The 19,649-nt window shown below is 71.7% G+C and carries 16 protein-coding genes; 3 read left to right on the forward strand and 13 right to left on the reverse strand.

Annotation, left to right across the window (positions count from 1 at the left end):
• Window positions 1-690 precede the first annotated feature (690 nt).
• The 10 genes from Q1K57_RS05480 to Q1K57_RS05525 all read right to left on the reverse strand — a co-directional run bounded on the left by Q1K57_RS05480 (window position 691) and on the right by Q1K57_RS05525 (window position 13,938).
• Window positions 691-2,088 carry a glycoside hydrolase family 1 protein gene (locus Q1K57_RS05480; RefSeq protein ID WP_300079839.1) on the reverse strand — a complete coding sequence of 466 codons (1,398 nt, stop codon included), beginning with the start codon at window positions 2,086-2,088 and terminating at the stop codon, window positions 691-693.
• On the reverse strand, window positions 2,085-3,581 hold the full coding sequence (locus tag Q1K57_RS05485) for a family 1 glycosylhydrolase (protein WP_300079841.1): 1,497 nt from the start codon (window positions 3,579-3,581) through the stop codon (window positions 2,085-2,087). Before Q1K57_RS05485 ends, Q1K57_RS05480 begins: the two co-directional genes overlap by 4 nt.
• Window positions 3,578-4,906, reverse strand: a complete 1,329-nt coding sequence (locus Q1K57_RS05490) for a PTS transporter subunit EIIC (RefSeq protein WP_300079843.1) — start codon at window positions 4,904-4,906, stop codon at window positions 3,578-3,580. The genes Q1K57_RS05485 and Q1K57_RS05490 overlap by 4 nt, the downstream gene beginning before the upstream one ends.
• A gap of 1 nt (window position 4,907) precedes the next feature.
• Window positions 4,908-5,237, reverse strand: a complete 330-nt coding sequence (locus tag Q1K57_RS05495; protein ID WP_300079844.1) for a PTS sugar transporter subunit IIB — start codon at window positions 5,235-5,237, stop codon at window positions 4,908-4,910.
• The gene (locus tag Q1K57_RS05500) at window positions 5,234-7,126 is read right to left on the reverse strand and encodes a PRD domain-containing protein (protein ID WP_300079845.1); all 1,893 of its coding nucleotides are present in this window, start codon (window positions 7,124-7,126) and stop codon (window positions 5,234-5,236) included. The genes Q1K57_RS05495 and Q1K57_RS05500 overlap by 4 nt, the downstream gene beginning before the upstream one ends.
• 157 nt (window positions 7,127-7,283) lie before the next feature.
• On the reverse strand, window positions 7,284-8,660 hold the full coding sequence (locus Q1K57_RS05505; protein ID WP_300079846.1) for a DUF5719 family protein: 1,377 nt from the start codon (window positions 8,658-8,660) through the stop codon (window positions 7,284-7,286).
• The gene (locus Q1K57_RS05510) at window positions 8,657-11,752 is read right to left on the reverse strand and encodes a glycosyltransferase (RefSeq protein ID WP_300079848.1); all 3,096 of its coding nucleotides are present in this window, start codon (window positions 11,750-11,752) and stop codon (window positions 8,657-8,659) included. The genes Q1K57_RS05505 and Q1K57_RS05510 overlap by 4 nt, the downstream gene beginning before the upstream one ends.
• A gap of 35 nt (window positions 11,753-11,787) precedes the next feature.
• Window positions 11,788-12,045: a WhiB family transcriptional regulator gene (locus Q1K57_RS05515; RefSeq protein ID WP_300079850.1), complete on the reverse strand. Its 258-nt coding sequence runs from the start codon at window positions 12,043-12,045 to the stop codon at window positions 11,788-11,790.
• Window positions 12,046-12,108: 63 nt separating this feature from the next.
• The gene (locus Q1K57_RS05520; RefSeq protein ID WP_300079852.1) at window positions 12,109-12,849 is read right to left on the reverse strand and encodes a hypothetical protein; all 741 of its coding nucleotides are present in this window, start codon (window positions 12,847-12,849) and stop codon (window positions 12,109-12,111) included.
• 12 nt (window positions 12,850-12,861) lie between these two features.
• Window positions 12,862-13,938: a mannose-1-phosphate guanylyltransferase gene (locus Q1K57_RS05525; RefSeq protein WP_300079854.1), complete on the reverse strand. Its 1,077-nt coding sequence runs from the start codon at window positions 13,936-13,938 to the stop codon at window positions 12,862-12,864.
• Between the two features lie 33 nt (window positions 13,939-13,971).
• On the opposite strand from Q1K57_RS05525, the gene Q1K57_RS05530 reads away from it, so the two are divergent.
• Entirely contained in the window at window positions 13,972-14,703 is a 732-nt protein-coding gene (locus Q1K57_RS05530) for a TIGR03089 family protein (protein ID WP_300079855.1), read from the forward strand.
• Window positions 14,700-15,548, forward strand: coding sequence for a serine hydrolase (locus Q1K57_RS05535; protein WP_300079856.1), 849 nt, complete (start codon window positions 14,700-14,702; stop codon window positions 15,546-15,548). The genes Q1K57_RS05530 and Q1K57_RS05535 overlap by 4 nt, the downstream gene beginning before the upstream one ends.
• A gap of 19 nt (window positions 15,549-15,567) precedes the next feature.
• On the opposite strand, the gene Q1K57_RS05540 is transcribed toward Q1K57_RS05535, so the two are convergent.
• From Q1K57_RS05540 to Q1K57_RS05550, 3 genes are all read right to left on the reverse strand, one after another.
• The gene (locus Q1K57_RS05540) at window positions 15,568-17,115 is read right to left on the reverse strand and encodes an LCP family protein (protein WP_300079858.1); all 1,548 of its coding nucleotides are present in this window, start codon (window positions 17,113-17,115) and stop codon (window positions 15,568-15,570) included.
• Between the two features lie 91 nt (window positions 17,116-17,206).
• Window positions 17,207-17,701: a 5-(carboxyamino)imidazole ribonucleotide mutase gene (gene purE / locus Q1K57_RS05545; RefSeq protein ID WP_300079859.1), complete on the reverse strand. Its 495-nt coding sequence runs from the start codon at window positions 17,699-17,701 to the stop codon at window positions 17,207-17,209.
• The gene (locus Q1K57_RS05550; RefSeq protein WP_300079860.1) at window positions 17,694-18,875 is read right to left on the reverse strand and encodes a 5-(carboxyamino)imidazole ribonucleotide synthase; all 1,182 of its coding nucleotides are present in this window, start codon (window positions 18,873-18,875) and stop codon (window positions 17,694-17,696) included. Before Q1K57_RS05550 ends, purE begins: the two co-directional genes overlap by 8 nt.
• Window positions 18,876-18,907: 32 nt before the next feature.
• Between Q1K57_RS05550 and Q1K57_RS05555 the strand changes: the two genes are divergently transcribed.
• Window positions 18,908-19,621, forward strand: coding sequence for a peptidase E (locus Q1K57_RS05555; protein WP_300079862.1), 714 nt, complete (start codon window positions 18,908-18,910; stop codon window positions 19,619-19,621).
• The last annotated feature ends 28 nt before the right edge of the window (window positions 19,622-19,649 follow it).

Consider the following 19,649-nt stretch of genomic DNA (forward strand, 5'->3'; position numbering starts at 1 on the left):
GCGCGCCCGCACCCGGGCGGGGTTGCGCATCCTCGTGTTCCGCACCATCGTCGAGCAGCTCGCCGAGGCCACCGGCATCGCCGTGGACGAGATCGATCCTCTCGGCCACCGCGGCTCCGAAGACGACGATTGGGACTGAGCACTGGTCGAGCGCGCGAGAGCGGTGGAACGCGCGGGCCGCGCGGCCAACGTGGCAGTCGCGATGGCCGCGCACACCGGCGCCCACCCACGCTCGGCTCGCGACGGGCTGGCGAGGTTGAGGAGGACAGCCGCCGCGAACAACCCGGCGACGACCTCATGGGCGCGCCTCTGCCGCTGGCCCAGGGGCTCGCGCGCGACCAGCACGAACAGCGCACCGTAAACGGGCACCGCCGCCGCGGAGACCACCCGCAGGCGTGTCGGCAGGACGCCAGGGTGCTTCCCGCCGTACGCCGCTGAACCCCAGGGAGCGCCGGCGGCCAGGGCCATCTGGAAGCCACCCAACACGCCTAGCAGCCCCGCCGCGACGCCGCGTGCCGCGGCCCTGCGCTCCTCGTCCGTCACCATGCCTCCTTCGTCCGGTGCCGACACCATCCTTCCACCGGCCCGGCCCTGGTCGACCGGGCTCGAAGGGAGCGACGAATCAGCCGGTCGAGCCTGCCGGGACCGACGAGGGGCTCCGACAGGCCGACGGGCGGCCGACGTCCAGGGTCAGTGCGTGGCGATCCACTCCTTGTACCGGTGGTAGGAGTCCTTGATGCGCCGCTCCCCCGTGCCGTTCCCGTCGTCGTCGAGGTCGACGTGGATGAAGCCGTACCGCTTCGCCATCTGACCGGTGCCGGCGCTGACGATGTCGATGGGACCCCACCAGGTGTAGCCGAAGACCTGGCAACCGTCCTCGATGGCCTCCAGCAGCTGCTCGGCGTGGTCGTAGAAGTAGTGGATCCGCTCCTCGTCGTGGATCCTGCCGTCCGGCTGCACCTCGTCGTAGGTGCCCAGCCCGTTCTCGGCGATGAACAGGGGCACTTGGTAGCGGTCCCACAACTCGTTGCAGACGTACCGGAACCCCACCGGATCCTTCGGCCACCCGAAGCTGGAGGTCTCCAGGTACGGGTTCTCCGACCCGACGACGCCCGCGGTGTTGTACTGCGGTTCGTCGCCCACCGCGAAGGCGGTCGTCCGGTAGTAGCTGAAAGCGAGGTAGTCGCAGGTGTACTCCCTGATCAACTCGAGATCGCCGTCGGCGATCTCGAGCTCGAGGCCCTCGTCGGCCATGAGGCGCTTGGCGTAGCCCGGGTATTCACCGCGCAGCATCACATCGGAGTACATGAGCGAACGCCGCCGGTAGACGTAGGCACCCAGCACGTCCTCGGGGCGGCACGTCGCCGCGTAGATCGTGGACAGGCTGAGCATGCAGCCGATCCAGGCGTCCGGCATGAGCTCGCGGGCCAGCTTGACGGTCATCGCGTTCATCACGAACTGGTGGTGAGCCGCCTGGAAGGCCTGCTGCACCGCACCCGCGTCGCCCGGTTCGGTGAGCAGCCCCGCCGACAGGTACGGGATGCGCGTGGTGTTGTTCACCTCGTTGAACGTCATCCAGTACGTCACCTTCGAGCCGTACCGGCGGAACAGCACGTCGATGTAGCGGGCATACAGGTCCAGCCAGGCGCGGTTGTCGAGGGCGCCGTACTTCTTGATCGCGTTCAACGGGTACTCGTAGTGGGTGATCGTCACCACGGGCTCCATGCCGAGCCGGATCATCTCGTCCAGCAGGTCGTCGTAGAACGCCAGGCCGGCCTCGTTGGGCTCGGCGTCGTCACCGTTGGGGAAGATGCGGGTCCACGCGATGGAGATGCGCAGGCAGCGCAGCCCCATCCCGGCCAGCAACGCGAGGTCGCTCTTGTAGTGCTCGTAGAACGAGATCGCATCGTGACTCGGGTAGTGGACGCCCTCGGCGACCTCCAGCGTCGTCCGCAGGAAACGTCCCGCGCCCACCGGCACCGTGTCGGCGGTCGAGGGCTGCTTCCCGTCGGCGAGCCAGGCTCCCTCGCACTGGTTGGCGGCGAGGGCACCTCCCCACAGGAACTGCTCGGGCAGGGACTTGCTCACAGATCCTCCAGGTTGGCTCCGTTGGTGGCGATGACACGGGCATACCAGTCGAAGCTCTTCTTCTTGGACCGGTCGTACGTGCCGTGGCCCTCGTCGTCGGCGTCCACGTAGACGAAGCCGTACCGCTTGCTCATCTGGCAGGTCGACATCGATACGAGATCGATGCAGCCCCACGGGGTGTAGCCGAGCAGGTCGACGCCGTCGGCGATGGCCTTGCCGATCTCGGTGATGTGGCTGCGGAAGTAGGCGATGCGGTAGTCGTCGACGACCGTCCCGTCCTTGAATTCGTCGATGGCGCCGATGCCGTTCTCCACGATGAACAGCGGCATCCGGTAGCGGTCGTAGAGGTCGATGAGCGAGAAGCGGAGGCCCTCCGGATCGATCTGCCAGTTCCACTCCGTGACGTCGAGGTACGGATTCTTCACGCCCGAGGTGAGATTGCCGGAGACCTTCTCCTTGTCCGCCTCGTCACGGGTCGACACCATCGACATGTAGTAGCTGAACGAGAAGTAGTCGATGACCCCCTCCTTCAGCACCGCGGCGTCCGCGTCCGTCCGCTCGACCGTGATCCCCTTGCGTTCCCACTCCTTCAGCACCCAGCCGGGGTATTCGCCGAAGGCATGCACGTCGGAGGCGAGATGGTTCTCGCGGTTGACGCGCTGGGCGAGCAGCTGGTCGTCCGGATGCGAGGTGAGCGGGTAGTGCAGCGTCTTGGTGAGCATGCACCCCATCCGGCCTCCGGGCGCCAGCTCGTGCATCTGCGTGGTGGCCACGGCCGCCGCGACGAGCTGGTGGTGGAGCGCCTGGTAGCACACCTGTTCCATGTCGAGGCCCTCGAACTGCTCCTCCACCAGGCCCGCCGTGGTGAACGGGTGGCGGAAGATCGAGTCGACCTCGTTGAAGGTCAGCCAATAGGTGACCAGATCGCCGTACTCGCGGAAGCAGACCTCGGTGAACCGGTTGAACAGCTCGATCATCCCGCGGTCGTACCAGCCACGCCGGTTGAAGACCGTGGCGAGCGGCTGCTCGTAGTGGTGCAGGGTGACCAGCGGCTCGATGCTCCGCTCCCGCATCGCCTCGAACAGCTGCCGGTAGAACCGGACGCCGGCCTCCAGCGGCTGCTTCTCCTCCGCCTCGGGGAACAGCCGCGTCCACTGGATGGAGACCCGCAGGGTCTTGAAGCCCATCTCGGCGCAGAGGTCGAGATCCTCGAGGTAGCGCTCGTAGAACTTGTTGCCGCGGCGCTTGCCATAGGGTCCGAGCTCGTCGGTCCACTCGAGGGCCGCATGGATGTCGGCGAGCGAGATGGCGTGACTGCCCTTGTAATCCTTGGGATCGATGTTCTCCTTGCGGCGGGTCACGTCGGCCACCGACGGTCCCTTGCCGTCGGCGTCCCAAGCACCCTCGCACTGGTTCGCGGCGAGGGCACCGCCCCAGAGGAAACCTCGGGGGAACTCGGGCTTGAGTTCGGTCAGGACGTCCTTGGCGTTCACAGCGCCACCTCGGCCTCAGCCGCACGCTCCTGCTCGAGGCGGGCGCGGCGGTCGTCGATCTTGACGAACGGGATCCACGTGAGCGTGCAGACCACGATGATGATCGCCTGAACGACGATGCCCTGCCAGCCGTAGCTGATGAACGCATTGAGGAGGATGGGCAGGCCGAACGGCACGTCGACCACGTTCGGGCTGACGAAGCCGATCTGGTGAGCCAGAACGCCAATGAAGCCCGAGATGCCGGCGTTGCCGATGAACGGGATCACGTAGATGGGGTTGAGCACGAGCGGGACGCCGAACACCATCGGCTCGCTGATGCTGAACAGGCCGGGCAGGAGGCCAAGGCGGCAGACCATCTTGAGGTCCTGCTGACTCGAGAACAGCATGCCCGCGATGTTGAGGCCGAGGGTCATGCCCGCACCGCCGACGACGCCGAATACGAGCCAGAAGCCGAAGGTGAGGATCTGGGTCGGGGCGTCACCCGCGTTGTGGAGCGCCACGTTGGTCGCGATGCCGGCCGCCATGAGCGGGTTGCGGATCGGGGAGATCACGAGGCCGCCGTGGATGCCGAGGAACCAGAACAGCTGGGCGGTCATGAGCATGATCACGATGCCCGCAGTCGACTGGAAGATGACCTCCAGCGGCGCCTGCAGAACCGAATAGATCCACTCGTTCAGGTAGGAGCCGGTGAGCATCCGGAAGAGGATGCCGAAGATGGCGCTGAAGACGAGCACGATGAACACGGGCAGCAGGTTGCTGAACGAGGAGCTCACGGCGGGCGGCACGCTGGCGGGCATCTTGATGCGCAGCGCCTCGACCGAGGCGAGCCACCGGAACAGCTCGGTGATGACGATCGTCCAGATGATGCCGACGAACAGGCCCTGGGCGCCCAGGGCGGCCGCCGGGATGCCGGCGGCGCTCGTCGTCAGGTCGGGCTGGTCGGTGACGGCGGCGGTCACGACCTGCGGCACCACGGAGACATAGGCGACCACGGCCAGGGCGGCGGTGGCGTACTCCTGCGTGCCGTTGCGGCGTCCGAGCAGCAGTCCGAGCAGGAAGACGATCGGGATCGTCATGAACGACATCGTCGCGAAGTTGAGGGCGGTGAAACCGGGCGCGAGTTCGGCCAGCGCCGGCACCCAGAGGGCGAGGCCGGTCGTCTTGGACGAAATCAGCGTGTTGAGGAGGGTCGCGAACGAACCCACCAAGATGAACGGCAGGTAGTACGCGAAGGCGTTCTTGAGTGAGCTGAGGTACTTGTTCTCCTCGACCTTCTCAGCAACGGTGCTGAGGGACTCGGAGAACTTCTCGCCGAAAGAAGACATGTCAGTCCTTTCTCATGAGTTGTTCGGCCTGATGGAGAACGGCGGCCGCCTGGCCCCGCCCGTATGCGCGCGCATCGATCACATCGACGGGCGCGGCTTCCCCGACGATGCCTTTCACCTTCTTGAGCAAGTGTTTGACCTGCGGTCCCAGCAGGACGACGTCGAACTCACCGAGCTGGGCCTCGATGGTCGACTGGTCGGCCGCCCAGATGCGGTGACTTTTGCCCTGTCGGGCCGCCTCCTCCTGCATCCGGGCCACGAGGATCGAGGTCGACATGCCGAGCGCACACGCGAGCAGGATCCGCAGCGCGGGGGCTCCTTGTTCCGTCATCCGTGCACCTCCAGGTTGGTCTCGATCTCGCTGAGGACGTCCATGAGCTCGTCGAAGTCGCGGCGTGCGATGAGGTCGGCCACGTGCCGTTGGCTCATGAGGAACTTGCTGAGGGTGCCGTAGAAGCGATGGAGGTCCTTGCCCTCGTGGGTCGAGATCGACACCAAGAAGACGACCTGCACCGGGTTGTGCACCCAATGCACGGGCCGGTCGAGCACCGCCACGCACACCGTCGTCTCGGGCAGCATCGCCACCTCCGCGTGCGGCATGGCCACCCGATTGCCGAAGTCGGTCGAGGACAACCGCTCGCGCCGCAGGACCGAGCGCAGGAACACCCCGGGCAATTCCTGACGCGCGCCGACGGCGTCCACCATCGTGCCGATGATCGCCTCCGGGGTCTCCTCGGTGAGGCCGACCAGGAACAGGTCCGGGTGGAAGCACGCCCTGATGCTGCGTTCGCGGTCGCGTTGCAGCGCCCGGCGCACGCGTGCCGAGTCGTCGCTGCCGAGCACACTGCTCACCTGGTGGACGGGCACGGGCGGCGTGAAGGCCAGCGGGACCGTGGTGAAGACGATGTCGATCGTCGAGAAGTCCACCGACGCCACTTTGTGCGCCTCGCAGGTCTCGACCGACGCGATGAGGTCGGCGAACTCCTCTCGGTAGCGGTATTCGAGCAGACGCGCCGAGCCACGCCCCGACGTGCAGGCGATGAGCACCCGTTTGCGGGCAGGCTTGCGGCGTCGGCGCTGGAGCGACAGCGCGAACCACAAAGCGACGTAGCCGACCTCGTCGTCCGACAGGGGACGCCCCATCCGCGACTGCACCGCCGCGCACGCTTGGGACGCCATGAGGTACGCGAGCGGATAGCCCTCCTTCACCTGCGCCAGGATCGGGTTGGTGAGCGACATCGAGAACTGCACCCGCACGAGCATGGGCACCACGTGCTGGGTGAGCGAACTGCGCAGGTCGTCGTCGTTACCGAGGCCGAGGTTGTAGTTGAAGTCGGCGACCTTGAGCATCTCGTCGACGAGTTCGCGCGCGTCCGCGTGGACGCCGAGTGCCTCGGCCGCGCGGGCGTCGCGCAGGATGCGCTTGCCCGCCAGGTGGAGCGCGAGGTAGGCGCGTTCAGGCTCGGTGAAGGCGACGCCGGCCGCCTCGCCCGTCCGGTGCAGCAGGCGCCCCGCGACGGCCAGTTCCCGTTCGGTGACGAACCGGCCGACCTCGTCGGTGCCGCTCAGCATCGCGTTGCCCGCCCGCACCCGGCTCAGGGCGATCGCCACGTGCAGCACCACGTTGCGCAGGGCGACGTCGGAAATGTCCATCCCCTCGTCGGCCAGCACATCCCGCACGATCGAGCGCAGCGGCACCGACGGCTCCAGCAGTTCACGCAGTTCGGCCGAGCTCGTCGCCAGGCAGTGGCGCACGTCGAACTCCGACCCCACCACCCTGATGCCGCGGTACGGTTTCCGGTCGAGCAGCAGGTTGTGCTCGCGCAGCACGTCCTCCACGGCCGCCAGGTCGTGGGTGACCGTCTTCTTCGACACGTAGAGCCGCTCGGCGACCTCGTCGATCTTCACGTAGTCGGACGCCGTGAGCAACAGCTCGAGGAGGTAGCGTTCCCGCTCCGCCGATGTGCGCGGGACGCCGTCCTGCTGACCGCGGCGAGCGCGGAACTCGGCGAACGAGGCGGGATCGGACACCTCCAGCCAGTAGCCCTGGCCGGGCTTCGACTCGAGCGACGCCCCCGCCCCCTGCAGGTGCCGGCGCGAGCGGGCGATGATCGTCCGGACGGTGCGCGGGGTGACTCCCAGCGCCACCCCCAGGTCCTCGGCCGTGACGACGGGCGCGGCGTCCATCTGGTCGAGGATGTCCCACATCCGTGCGTCCACGCGCGCTCACCTCCACTCCGCTGTGGCTGCGCCGAAGCGCCCAGGACCGTCGAGGGTGCTTCAACGTCACAGTACGACGGTGCAGCGAAGGGGTCCAGACCCCACGCTTTCCGCTGCGCTGCGGAAAACGGCGGGTCGGTTGCGGAAGCGAGTGGCCTCAGGTGCCCGCGTGCGGATCGGCCACGGGCGTGGGCCCGGACGCCGTCGCCGCCTGCCCCACGACGGGCACCACGACGAGGCCGGCGGTGCCCCCGACCGGCCCAGAGGCGAGCACGGCCGCCACCACGCCGGGGGCGTCCGTCGTCACCTGCCAGAGCGTGTCGACGCCGGGGGCGTCCCCCACCTCCACGGCCCCGTTGGCCGGCACGACGATCTCCTCGTCCTTGAGCCGACCGCCGTCGGGGCCGGTGGCGAGGATCCGGACGGGCGCCGCGCCGTCCGATGGGTTGGCCAGCACGAGCAGCGTCGTCGTGCCCTCGGGCGAGGTGACCCGCTGAGCGGCCCTCGAACCGAACCCGGTCGCGGCGGGCACGACGGCCGCGGAGGCCGTGGCCGGGTCGTCCCCACTGGTGACGCGCACGGCTGCCAGCACCTCGCGCGATCCGCTCAGGCGCACCGACGCGGGGTGCCCGGCGAGGCCCGGCGCCAGGTTGAGCGTGCGCGTGGTCTGCGCGGGCAACTCGAGGGTCTCGGCGCCGGCCACCTGGATGGCGCCCGCGTCGCCGAGAACGTCGACGCTGACGGTGGCGACGCGATCGCCCGGGTTGGTCACGACGACGGTCCGCTCCCCCGCACCGCCGGGGATGCCGGGCACCACGACGGACGCCGCAGGTGCCGCAGTCGCACCCAGCCAGAGCGCGCCGCGGGGCGTCGCGGCATCCCAGGCGCGCTCGCGCACCACGGACGCCACCCGCCCCGCGGTCGTCTCGACGCGAATCGTCGCCGGCTCGCCCGAGTCGAGCAGCGGGCCCAGCGCGACCGTCCGGGTCGTGCGGGCGTTCACCTGGATGCCCCGCGTGCCCGCGGCGGCCACCCGTCCGTCGGCGCCGAGGATCGTGAGCGAGACCTCCGCCGGCGTGGAATCCAGGTTGGTGAGGAACAGTTCGGTCGTGTGCGCCGCATCGCTGCGCACACCGACGAACCAGGCGTCCCCGAGGGCCGCTGGGCACGCCACTGCCGACAGGCCGCGATCGGGGCCGTCGGCCGCCCAGGCGGACGCCGTCACCGCGGCGGGGGCGTCTGCGGGGGTCAGGACGCGGGTGACCTCGGCCGCGGCGTCCCACGTCGGGGCGGACTGATCGCTCGAGGCGGCGGGGTCGGCCAGGGTGGCGGTCGTGACGCCGCCCTCGGCCCAGGCCGCCAGGCGCGTCGTAGCGGTGTCGCCGGCAGTGCCCGGGCAGGCACGCTCGACGCTGGCGCCGGTGGTGGCGGCGGTGTCGGCCGGGGGCGTCCAGGCCGGGGCGGTGGCGCCCACGGCGACCGTGGCCGCGGCCAGCGCGCCGGCGACAGCGATAGAGGTCCAGGACCACCTCATGCGTCGACCCCTCTCCGCCCGTCCGCGGCGCGGCGTCCGCCGCGCGCCGAGCGACGCTCCGCCTCTCGCCCGCCGGTCGTGGCGGGGGCGGCGAGGAGGGCCAACACGACGAGGCCACCCACCTGCACCCACGCCCACCAGGGCCCGCCGGACTCCAGCCAGGTCCGCGATGCCCCGCCGCCTGCCCCGAGCCGGAACGTCGGCATCGCAGCGTCGGGCTCGGGTGCCAGCTGGACGCCGTCGAGGCTCGCTCGCCAGCGGGGGTCGGCCGGCTCGGCGAGGACGAGAGTGCGGTCGGCACCGCCGGCGGCGATCTGGGCGGCCGGGTCAACCCGCGAGGTCTCCGCGCCACTGCGGATCGTCAGACGCCCGGACGCGGGCAGCGCCCAGGTGCTGACGTCCCCTTCCCCTGCAGCCGTGCCGAGGCCCGGGGTGTTCGAGACCTGGACGGCGAGCGCCGGGCTCGCGCCCTTGAGCCACACGTGCCCCACGCCGAGGCGGGCAAGATCGGCGGCGATGGCGTCGTCGGCGGTTCCGGCGGCGATTCGGGCGGCTACCGACGCCGCGAGCGCCCGCGCCTCGGGGTCTCCGGCGAGGACGAGGCCGCGCTCTGCATCGCCGAGGCGCGCGAAGTCGCCCTCGTGGAGCGCCCACGCCAAGGTGTCGCCGTGGAGTTCGAGGGCGAGGGTGCGCGTGGCGCCCCGCTCCTGGTCGCGGGCGATGAACGGAGGCACCGCGCCCACGTCACGGCGCTCGAGCGGGGCCAGCCCGGCCCACACCCACCAGCCGCCTGTCACCACGAGCGCCCCCACGGCGAGGACGCCGACGGCTGAGGTCAGCAGCTGGCGGGTACCGAAGCTGGTGGCGCTGGCCCGCTCGGCCAGACCGGCGAAACCGAGGGCGGTCGCGACCGCCAGCGCACCGACGAGCAGAATCGCCCACTCGGTCGCCTGCGGCACGGCGACGGCGTCCGGGGGAATGCCGACCCCGACCCGCGAGATGGCGACTGCCACGACCCCGGACCCCGTGGCGGCCGCCAGCGCCCAGCCAGCCTTCGCCGGTCGCAAGACCGCACCCGCCAAGGCGAGGAACCACCAGGCTCCGACGACGACCGCGGAGAGCCAGAGCGGTGGCAGTCCGTCGCCGGCCGGCCGGCCGAGCAGGAGCGCCCACCACTCGGCCACGACGGTCGGTGCCAGGAGCGGCTCGATGCCGGTGAGCAACCGGCCCGGATGCGCGGCGAGCTCGGCCGTCCACGGGGTGACGAAGACGCCGAGCGGAGCGAGCGCGGCCACCAGCAGGCGGCCGACGCCCGCGCGACGCACCAAGCCGAGCGCGAGGATGCCCGCGATCGCGAGCAGCCCCGTCAGCGGGGCGAGGGCGGTGAGTCCCGCGAGGGCCAGGGCGAGTCGGGCGGCGCCGCCCCACGTGAGCCCCTCGTCGAGCCAGGTCTGCAGGCCGGTGGCGGCGAGCACCGCGAGGATGGTCCACGCGACCGCTCCCACGTCGCCGCGGCCCACGGCGCCGGTGAGCACGGGGGCCAGCGCGATGCCCAACGCGCCGGCAGCGGCGACGGTCCGGTCGTCCGTGGCACGCAGCAGGAACCGCCGGGCGAGCAGGAACAGGGCCGGCACGCAGGCCGTCAGCACGACGGTGACCACGGCGTCCGCCGAAGTCAGCAGGGGCAAGGAAGTGAGCCAGGCCAACGCGGCCCACGGCGCGCCCGAGCCGGGATCGGTGCCCGCCACGGGTGCGAGGTAGGCGTCGAGCAACCCCGTCGGCGTGCCCGGCGCCGGCAGCAACTGAGGGCCGCGCAGCGGCGCCAGACCGACGATGTCGCGCGCGGCCACCGCGGCCGCCACGACCAGCAGGCCGAGCACGACCGCCCACGGCGTCCACGGCCGGCGGCGGTTCTCCAGGCCGCCGCCCGCGAAGTCGTCTCCGGTCAGCGTGTCGAACCCGACGCCGACACTGCGGTCGGTGAAGGACGCCGCCCACTCCGAGAACCGGCCGCCCGCGTCCTCGATCCCGCGGCGCGCGACATCGGCTCTCGTGGGCCGCAACGGCGCCAGGTCGACGCCGGTCGACGCCGCTGCGAACCGTGCTGCGGCCGCCGCCCGTGCGTCGCGCGCTCCCTGCCAGGCTGCCAGGGCGCGGCGCTCGACGGCCGCCCCAGGGGTGTCCTTGCCGAGCACGAGGCCCGCTGTCCGGGCCCACGAGCCGATCGTCGTGCCGAGCGCGCTGCCGCCACGGCCGTGCGCGACCGCGTCGAAGGCTAGACCGTACGTGCGCCGCTCCAGGGCGACGGCGTCCTCCCCCGGCCCGCGGAGCCCGCGCGCGGAGGCCTCGACGTGGCGCACCTTCGCCTCCGGCTCGGTGACCACGACACCGCCAGCCGCGGTCAGGCGGGCGCCGAGGTCGAGGCCCTGCACGGACGTGGGCAGATCGTCATTGGTGCCGCCGACGGCGTCGAACGCCGCGCGGGCGACCAGCAACGCGCACGTGGACGCCCCCAGCACCTGCTGCGACTCGAGCTGCCCCTGGTCGATGACGCCGTTCGCGCCCGCGCTCGTGATCGAGCCGCCGCGCGTGACGGTCTGCCCCACCTCGCTGATCAGCGCACCCACGCCGCGCCGGCGGGGCGTCAGGAGGACGGGAGTGACGGCGGCGGCCCCTTGGGTGGCCTCGGCGCGGGCGAGGAGGCGACCCAGGGCGTCCGGGGAGACCTCGGCGTCGTCGTGGAGAAGCCACAGCCAGCGGGTGTCGCCGGGGCCGTCGGCGAGGGCGATGCGCACGGCCGCGCCGAAGGAGTCCGCGGGAGCGGTGAGGACCGTGTCCAGGACACCGTCGCGCTGGGCGGCGGCGAGCTGGGCGGCGGCGTCGGCGTCCGTGCCGGTCGCGACGGCGACGAGGTGCGCGGGCCGGACGGTGAGCGCAGCGAGGGAGGCGAGTGTGTCCCGCAGCCAGCGAGGACCGTCGTGGGAGACGAGGACCGCGGTGACATCGCCACCGTCGGGGAGGGGCGTCTCCACGGCGGACTCGTGGAGCCAACCCCACGGGTCGAGAGCGGAGTCGGAGTCGACGTCGGTCACCCGGTTCAGCCTAGGTCATCGCGGCCCGGTGCCGGTCAGACAGCGCGGCGCTTCAGCTTGCGGCGCTCGCGCTCGGAGAGCCCGCCCCAAATGCCGAACCGCTCGTCGTGCGCGAGCGCGTACTCCAGGCATTCGGCACGGACGACGCAGGTCTGGCAGACCTTCTTCGCCTCGCGGGTGGAGCCACCCTTCTCCGGGAAGAACGCCTCGGGATCGGTCTGGGCGCACAGCGCCCGCTCCTGCCACCCGAGGATGCCTTCATCGTCGGGGCCCACGATCATCAACTCACGCATGTGCGACTTGACCTCCTCGACGCGCCGAGAGCGTTGCTTGACACCTGAATTACACCTGTGTCATTAGCCGTTCGTCAAGCCGCGGCGGTCGGTTCCGTCCGCTGAATCGTCACCTTCGCGCGGAACCGGCCGCCAGCCGTTCCCCGAGCCGGGGCGGCCGGACCCGCTGGCCGGTGCCCCGGCTGCCGCGTCGGACGCCGACGTCCACACGTGCCCGCTCGCCACATCGGGCGTCCAGCTGCTCGCGATCTCCACCTCGCCACCGCTGCCCGGGTCAGGGAGGAACGGATCCGCACCCGTCGAGCCCCCGCCGGTCGCTCGTGCGGAAACCCCCGCGCCCGCGGCGAGCCCACCGCTCGAGACCGCGATCCGTCCCGCGCGGACGCCGCGGTGGATGAGCCACAAGGTGACGGCGCCGACGGCCTTCACGACGATGTCGAGCAGTCCGCCGACGAACTCCAGCACGACAGCCAGAACGCCCTGGATGGCGCTCAGCCCCAGGAGAGCTCCGAGCAGGGTGAGCAGCGTTCCCACGGTGACGACGACGGCCGAGAGGGTGACGAGGCGCGAGGCGCGTGGCGTGGCAGGCTCGACGAAGACGCACGTCCACACGAGCGCCACCACGAGGACGACCAAGGTCAGGTTCATCACCGTGAGCGCCATCGACTGGGACGCCTCGGCGAACGGCAGGCCGGTCGACAGCGCGACGCCGAACCGGATCAGGGCCAGCACGATGCTGCCGGCCGTGACGGCCAGCACGATCCAGGCGACCGGCTCGCGGAGCCGCTTGAGGTTCTCGACCATCGACGTTCCTTCTCAGACGTAGTTCGGCCCGGCAGCCTCGGCCACCTTACCCACGAGCGCCTTGACCTGCTCGGCGCCCGCGAGCGTGGTGACGAGGGTGGCGTCGGGGGTGTGCACGACCACGAGCCCGGCAACGCCGAGGACGGTCACGACGTGCCCCTCGACCGTGTTCATCACGAGGTTGTCGCTCGCTGCCAGGGCCACCCCCAGGCCGTCGACCACGTTGCCCTGCTCGTCGGCGGGAAGCACCTCGGCGAGGCTGCCGAAGCCGCCTACGTCCTTCCAACTGATCGGCAGGGGCACGGCGACCACGCGGGCGCTGCCCAGGCCCCGGCTGACGGGCTCGAAGATCGCGTAGTCGACCGAGATCTTCTTGAGCGTCGGGAACACGTCGGGCAGGGTGGCCGGCTTCGCGGCGAGCCCCAACACGGCTGCGTGCACCTCGGGCTCGAGCAGCTGGAGTTGCTCGAGGAAGGTGCGAGCCGCGAAGACGAACATGCCCGCGTTCCACCAGAACTCCCCCGAGGCCACGTAGGCGGCGGCTGTGGCGGCGTCTGGCTTCTCGCGGAACTCGCGCACGACGCAGGCGCCGGGGAACCCGTCCAGCTCGGCCCCACGCTGGAGGTAGCCGTAGCCGGTGTGGGCGCTGGCGGGCACGACGCCGAGCGTCACGAGGGCGTCCGGAGTGGACTCCGCGATCGCATAGCCCTCCTCGACCGCCCGGACGAAGGCGTCGACGGGCTCGATGAGCTGGTCGGCGGTGAGCTGAGCGATGACCGCGTCGGGGTCGCGGGCGGCGAGCACCGCGGCGGGCCAGGCCATCGCGTTCAGGGAGTCGCGGCCGATGGGCTCGCCGAGCAGGTTCGCGGGGGCCACCTCGGGGAGGTCGGCGGCGACCTCGTCGAGATACGCGGCCCCGGTGACGACGAGCACGCGGTCGGCCGGGACCAGCGCGAGCGCACGCTCGAAGGCCAACCGCAGCAGGCTGCGGCCCTCGATGAGCTTGAGAAGCTGCTTGGGGGTTCCCTGGCGCGAGAGAGGCCACAGACGCGTGCCGGAGCCGCCCGCCATGATGACGACGTAGCGCATGGCGGTCAGCCTAGCGTCGCCTACGCTGGCCCCGTGCCACGCCACGAACTCGTCCCGCAGGCCTTGGCGCGCCGCGTCCGGGCGGCGGGCGGGACGCCGCTGCTCACCCATTACGGCGCCGACGGGTCGCGCAGCGAACTGTCGGTGGCGAGCTTCGCGAACTGGGTCGACAAGACCGCCAACCTCCTCGACGACCTCGGGCTGGACGCCGACGCCGACGTGGCCCTCCCGGTCCTGATCGAGGCTCCGGCGCACTGGATGGCCCTGGTGTGGCCGTTCGCCTGCTGGCGCGCCGGTGTGGGCGTCCGGGTCGTCGCGCGCCCGGACGCCGCCCCCGCCGCCCTCGTCGTCACCGGGCCGGAGGATCCGACGCCGCTGGGCGCCGAGACGTTCGCCTGCTCGCTCGACCCCTGGGGCCGCGGCCTGACCGGCCTGCCGGGCGGCGTCGCCGATTACAGTTCCGAGGCACTGGCCCAGCCCGACGGTCACCCGGGGGCGCCGGCCGCCCCGGAGGCCCCCGCATGGACCGACGGCGGCGGCGTCCGGACGCACGGGGACCTGGCCGCGCTGGAGCCCGTGTCCGATCGGGTCGCGGTCACCCCGGACGGGCCGTGGGCCGCCGTCGCGTGGCTCGTGCGGGCCGTGCTGGGGGGCGGTTCGCTCGTCGTCGTCGAGGACGCCGCCACGCTGGCCCGGTGCGCCGCGGCCGAGCGTGCCCGCGTGCCAAGATGGGCAGCGCCCACCGCAGGAAGGATTCCCCCATGAGCGCGTTCGGACGCCGCACGTTCCTCGTGGGCACCCTCGGCGCCGGCTTGGCGCTGGCGGGTTGCACGAAAGGCGCTGCGCCGCTGGTGACGCCGACGGCCTCTCCGGCCGGCACGGTCCGCGAGCAGTTGGACGCCGTCATGGCCGTCTATGCGCAGAACACCGACCTGTTGGGCCTGTCGTTGCGTGACCGCCGCTCGGGGGCGACGTACGCGTTCCGCGGCGACTACTCCACGCAGAGCGCGTCGATCGCGAAGGTGATGATCGTCCTGCTCGCGCTGCGCAAGGCACGCGCCGAGGGCACCGAGCTGACCTTCGACCAGTACACCTGGGCCTCCAAGGCCATCATCAACTCCGACAACGACTCTGCCGATGCCCTGTGGGAGTGGGTGGGTGGCAAGGACGCCTACACCGCCCTCGCCGCCGACCTCGGCCTCGCGCACACGCGCGGCGACGAGCGGAGCGAGTTCTGGTCCTGGACGAACACGACGCCCGACGACCAGCGGGCCCTCGTCGACGCCCTCGTCGACGGGTCGCCCGCGCTCGCTGTCGACGACCGGCTCTACCTGCTGGACCTGATGGGCAAGACCAACGCCGAGCAGACGTGGGGCGTCGGCCACGACCGGGGGGGCGACGTCCGCGTCCAGATGAAGAACGGCTGGGTGCAGTTTGCGTCGCTCGACAACCTGTGGGCGGTCAACACGATCGGCCACGTCAGCGGCGAGGGCCGCGACTACACCGCGGCCATCATGTGCCGTCGGCCGACGTTCGCCGACGGCCGGGTTCTCGTGGACGCCATCGGCGCCGACCTGTTCACCCTCCTGGGCTCGGGCACGCTCTCCTGAAGCCGAGCCGCCGCGCCGGTCAGGCCCCGCAGATCTGGTCGAGGTCGTCGGTGGTGCGCTCCTGCGTGAAATCGCCCGTGCCACTGCCCTTGGTGTCGCTCACCACCGCCGGCGTGCCTGGGTTCGTGGGCTCCACCGCAGGCTCGGGCGTGGGCTGCGGCGCCGGCGTGGCGCCGGTGTCCGTGGACGCCGCCGGCGTCGCCTCGGCGGGTTCCGCCTCGGCGGCCGCGGCTGCCTCGGCCGCCTGCCGGTCGGCCTCGACGGAGGCCTTGAGGTACTCCCGCACCGTGTCGCGGATCACGGTGAGGTCGGGTTTCACCGGCTCGACGAGCGGCGGGGCGAAGCTGACCGAGGCGATGGGGAGGCGACGGCCGGCGTCCGCCAACTGGGCCAACGGGCCGATCTGGCTGGACGGCACGTCCGTCGTGAGCACGGTCGCCCCGGCGGCTGCGATCTCGTTGAACCGCGTCACGAGCACGAGCGGCGTCGCCTGCTTCGCGATCGCGTTGACCACGCACTTCTGGCGCGTCATGCGCTCGTAGTCGGACGAACCCTCGCGGGAGCGCGCGAACCAGAGCGCCTCGTAGCCGTTGAGGTGAACATCGGTGCCGGGCTGGATCCAGCCGTCGATGCGCGCACTGCCGCCGCCGATCGGGACGGCCTTGGCGATGTCGAGCGTGACGCCCCCCATGGCGTCGATGAGCTGCTCGAAGCCGCGCATGTCGATCATGGCGTGGTAGTTGAGCGTGAGACCAAGGGTCTCGGAGACGACCTCACGGAGCGCCGTCATCCCCGGATGCGGATTGCCGGGGTAGAGGTCGGCGTGCTGTTCGGCGAGATTGTAGACAGCGTTGAGCAGGCAGGACTGGTCCTCGCACCAGTACCCGCCGGGGTAGAGCGCGTGCAGCGGCGATGTGCGCGGGAACGGGGCCCACTGCAGGTTGCGCGGCAGGCTGAACAGCACGGTGCGCCCGGTGGTGGCGCTCACCGAGGCGACCATGATCGTGTCGGTGCGGATGCCGGGGCGATCGGGTTCGGCGTCCGCCCCGATGAGGAGGACGTTGTAGCGGCCGTCGGTGGCATCGACCATGCCGCCCCCGGCGAACACCGAGCTGAACAGCTGCGCCTGCGAGCGGGACACAGCCGACGCCTGCAGCGCACCGAAGCCGAGCGTGAAGGCCAGCGCCAGGGCGGTGACGCCCATCCAGAACGTGCGCGGGGTGCCCATCTGGCGGGGCCGGCTGAGCCGCCACGCGTCCAACAGCAACATGGCCCAGCCGACGCCCAGCACCGCGACGGCGGCGGAGCCGACCCATTGGGTGAAGGGGTGGGCGTAGACGGCGATGGCGGCGTTGCGGTTGGCGAGGGCGAGCAGGCCGAACCCGATCAGCAGCGCCCACACGCCGGCCCAGATGCGCAGCGCGAACCGGCCGAGGCCCTTCCCGCCCACGATGAGCTGCGCCGAGCCGGGCGCGATGAGGGTGAGTGCCAACAGGGTGATCCCGCGGCGGAAGGCGAGTCGCTCGCCGCGCTGGCGCGCGGTGGGCTCGGGATGGGTCGTGGCCACGGTCTCACCTCGACGACTCTTCAGGGGGGAGGGCATGCCCAGTATCGGGGCGCTGACGAGGGCCGGTGCGGTGCGGGCGCGGCGTGTCCGCTCAGCGGCTCCGGATTCGCTCGCCCCTGGCCGTCGCCACGGCCCTCAGTTCCTCCTGGAAGGCGATCATGCGGTCCTGCAGCGCGGGATCGGCGGCGGCGAGGATGCGCACGGCGAGCAGGCCGGCGTTGCGTGCGTTGCCGACCGCCACGGTCGCCACCGGGACGCCCGCCGGCATCTGCACGATCGACAGCAGCGAGTCGAGTCCGTCCAGATACCTCAGCGGCACCGGCACGCCGATGACCGGCAAGGGCGTCACCGCGGCGAGCATGCCCGGCAGGTGAGCCGCTCCCCCCGCGCCGGCGACGATCGCCCTGAGGCCACGCGTGTGCGCCTCGCGGCCGTAGCGGACCATCTCCTCCGGCATCCGGTGCGCCGACACCACGTCCGCCTCGTACGGCACCCCGAACTCGGCCAGCGCCAGGGCGGCCGCTTCCATCGTGGGCCAGTCGGAGTCCGAGCCCATCACGATCCCGACCAACGGCTGCTCAGCCATGCGTGCGTCCTTCCAGCAGGTCGGACGCCGCCCGCGCGGCGTCCCGGGTGGTTGCGAGGTCGGTGCCGCACACGGTCACGTGCCCCACCTTGCGGCCCGGCTTGACCGCCTTGCCGTACAGGTGGACGCGGACGCGCGGGTCGGCGAGCACCTGGGGCAGCGACCCGACGAGGTCGCCGTTGGCGCCGCCGAGGATGTTGCTCATGACGGTCACCGGGGCGACGGGGTCGGTGGCGCCGAGTGGCCAGTCGGCGACGGCGCGCAGGTGGTTCTCGAACTGGCTCGTCACGGCACCGTCGATGCTCCAGTGGCCGGTGTTGTGCGGCCGCATGGCGAGCTCGTTGACGACGACCTCGCCGTCGCGGCGCTCCATGAGCTCCACGGCCAGGATGCCGACGACACCGAGGGCGTCCGCGACGCCGAGCGCCATCTCCTGCAGGCGGGCGGCGCGGGCGGGGCTCAGACCCGGCGCGGGGGTCGTGGTCTCGTGGCAGATGCCGTCGCGCTGCACGGTCTCGCTCACGGGGTAGGCGACCGCCTCTCCTCCCGGGCGCCGGGCGACGAGCACGCTGAGTTCGCGGGCGAAATCGACGAACTCCTCGGCGACGATGACGACCGAGGGATCGGCCTCGCGCTGCGCCTCGGTGGGCCCCTGCGGGCCGGCCAGGGCGGCGAAGGGGGCGTCGGCATCCGCCGGAGCATCGACCTTCCAGACGCCCTTGCCGTCGTAACCGCCGCGGGACGTCTTGGCGATGACCGGCCAGCCGGCCTCCTCGGCGAAGGCCGTGAGCTCGGCCGGCGACGCCACGACGCGCCAGCGCGGGCACGGCACGCCCAGCGCGGTGAGCCGCTCGCGCATGGCCGCCTTGTCCTGGGCGTGGACGAGCGCCTCGGGGCCGGGGCGGACGGCGACGCCCGCGTCGGCGAGGCGGCGCAGCAGCTCGGTGGGAACGTGCTCGTGATCGAAGGTGACGGCGTCCAGCCCGGCGGCGAACGCGACGACGGCGTCCGGGTCGGTGAAGTCGCCCACCTCGGCGCCGGGGACGGCGAGAGCGGCCGAGGTCTCCGGCCCCTCGGCGAGCAGCCGGAGGCGCAGCCCGAGGGGCAACGCGGCCTCCTGCATCATGCGCGCCAGTTGGCCACCGCCGATGACGCCGATCCGTGGTTCTGACACGCGGGCGAGTCTACGGGTGGAAGGATGGTCGCGTGACCACCCACATCGTCGCGCTCGGCGGGGGCGGCTTCGCCACCAGCAGCCTGGGCGCTCCCACCGCCTTGGACCGCTGGCTCGTCTCCCTCACCGGCAAACGCAACCCGCTGGTGTGCTTCGTGCCGACGGCGTCGGCCGACGACCCGGTGTACATCCGGGCGTTCCTGACCGCCTACGGCACCCTCGGCGTCCGGCCGATGGTCCTCACCCTGTGGACCGACGCCGCCAACGCCGTGCGCCGCATCCGCGACGCCGACCTCGTGCTCGTCGGCAACGGCAACACGATCAACATGCTGGCGTTGTGGGGCGCCCACGGCGTGGATGCCGCCCTCCAGGAGCGCTACCACGCCGGCGACGTGGTGCTGGCCGGGACGTCCGCCGGGGGCAACGTGTGGTTCTCGGGGTGCGTGACGGACAGCTTCGGCGACTTCCGTGCCTGGCGCGGAGGCCTGGGTCTGGTGCCGGGCAGCTTCTGCAGCCACTTCGACTCCGAGGACGGCCGGGTCGGTGTCTACACGGACGCCGTCGCCTCCGGCTTCCTGCCCGGCGGCTACGCGTGCGACGACGGTGCGGGGGTGCTGATCACCGACGGCGTCCTCGCCGGCGGTGTCGCGGACGCCTCTGGCCGTCGCGTCCTGGCGGTCAGCGGCTCGAGCGAGCCGACGGCGTCCGGTGTGCTGGCCCAGCCGTTGGAGGTCACGGTCGTCTGAGGGCCCGCCTGCCGGGCCGTTGAACCCG

This window comes from Propioniciclava sp. (genome assembly GCF_029977985.1).
GTDB lineage: Bacteria > Actinomycetota > Actinomycetes > Propionibacteriales > Propionibacteriaceae > Propioniciclava.

Coding starts and splice junctions, on each gene's coding strand:
- Q1K57_RS05515 (WP_300079850.1), bottom strand. CDS start 12,045: ATGCGTGAGTTGATGATCGTGGGCCCCGACGATGAAGGCATCCTCGGG.
- Q1K57_RS05495 (WP_300079844.1), bottom strand. CDS start 5,237: ATGACGGAACAAGGAGCCCCCGCGCTGCGGATCCTGCTCGCGTGTGCG.
- Q1K57_RS05525 (WP_300079854.1), bottom strand. CDS start 13,938: ATGCGCTACGTCGTCATCATGGCGGGCGGCTCCGGCACGCGTCTGTGG.
- Q1K57_RS05535 (WP_300079856.1), top strand. CDS start 14,700: ATGAGCGCGTTCGGACGCCGCACGTTCCTCGTGGGCACCCTCGGCGCC.
- purE (WP_300079859.1), bottom strand. CDS start 17,701: ATGGCTGAGCAGCCGTTGGTCGGGATCGTGATGGGCTCGGACTCCGAC.
- Q1K57_RS05520 (WP_300079852.1), bottom strand. CDS start 12,849: ATGGTCGAGAACCTCAAGCGGCTCCGCGAGCCGGTCGCCTGGATCGTG.
- Q1K57_RS05490 (WP_300079843.1), bottom strand. CDS start 4,906: ATGTCTTCTTTCGGCGAGAAGTTCTCCGAGTCCCTCAGCACCGTTGCT.
- Q1K57_RS05505 (WP_300079846.1), bottom strand. CDS start 8,660: ATGAGGTGGTCCTGGACCTCTATCGCTGTCGCCGGCGCGCTGGCCGCG.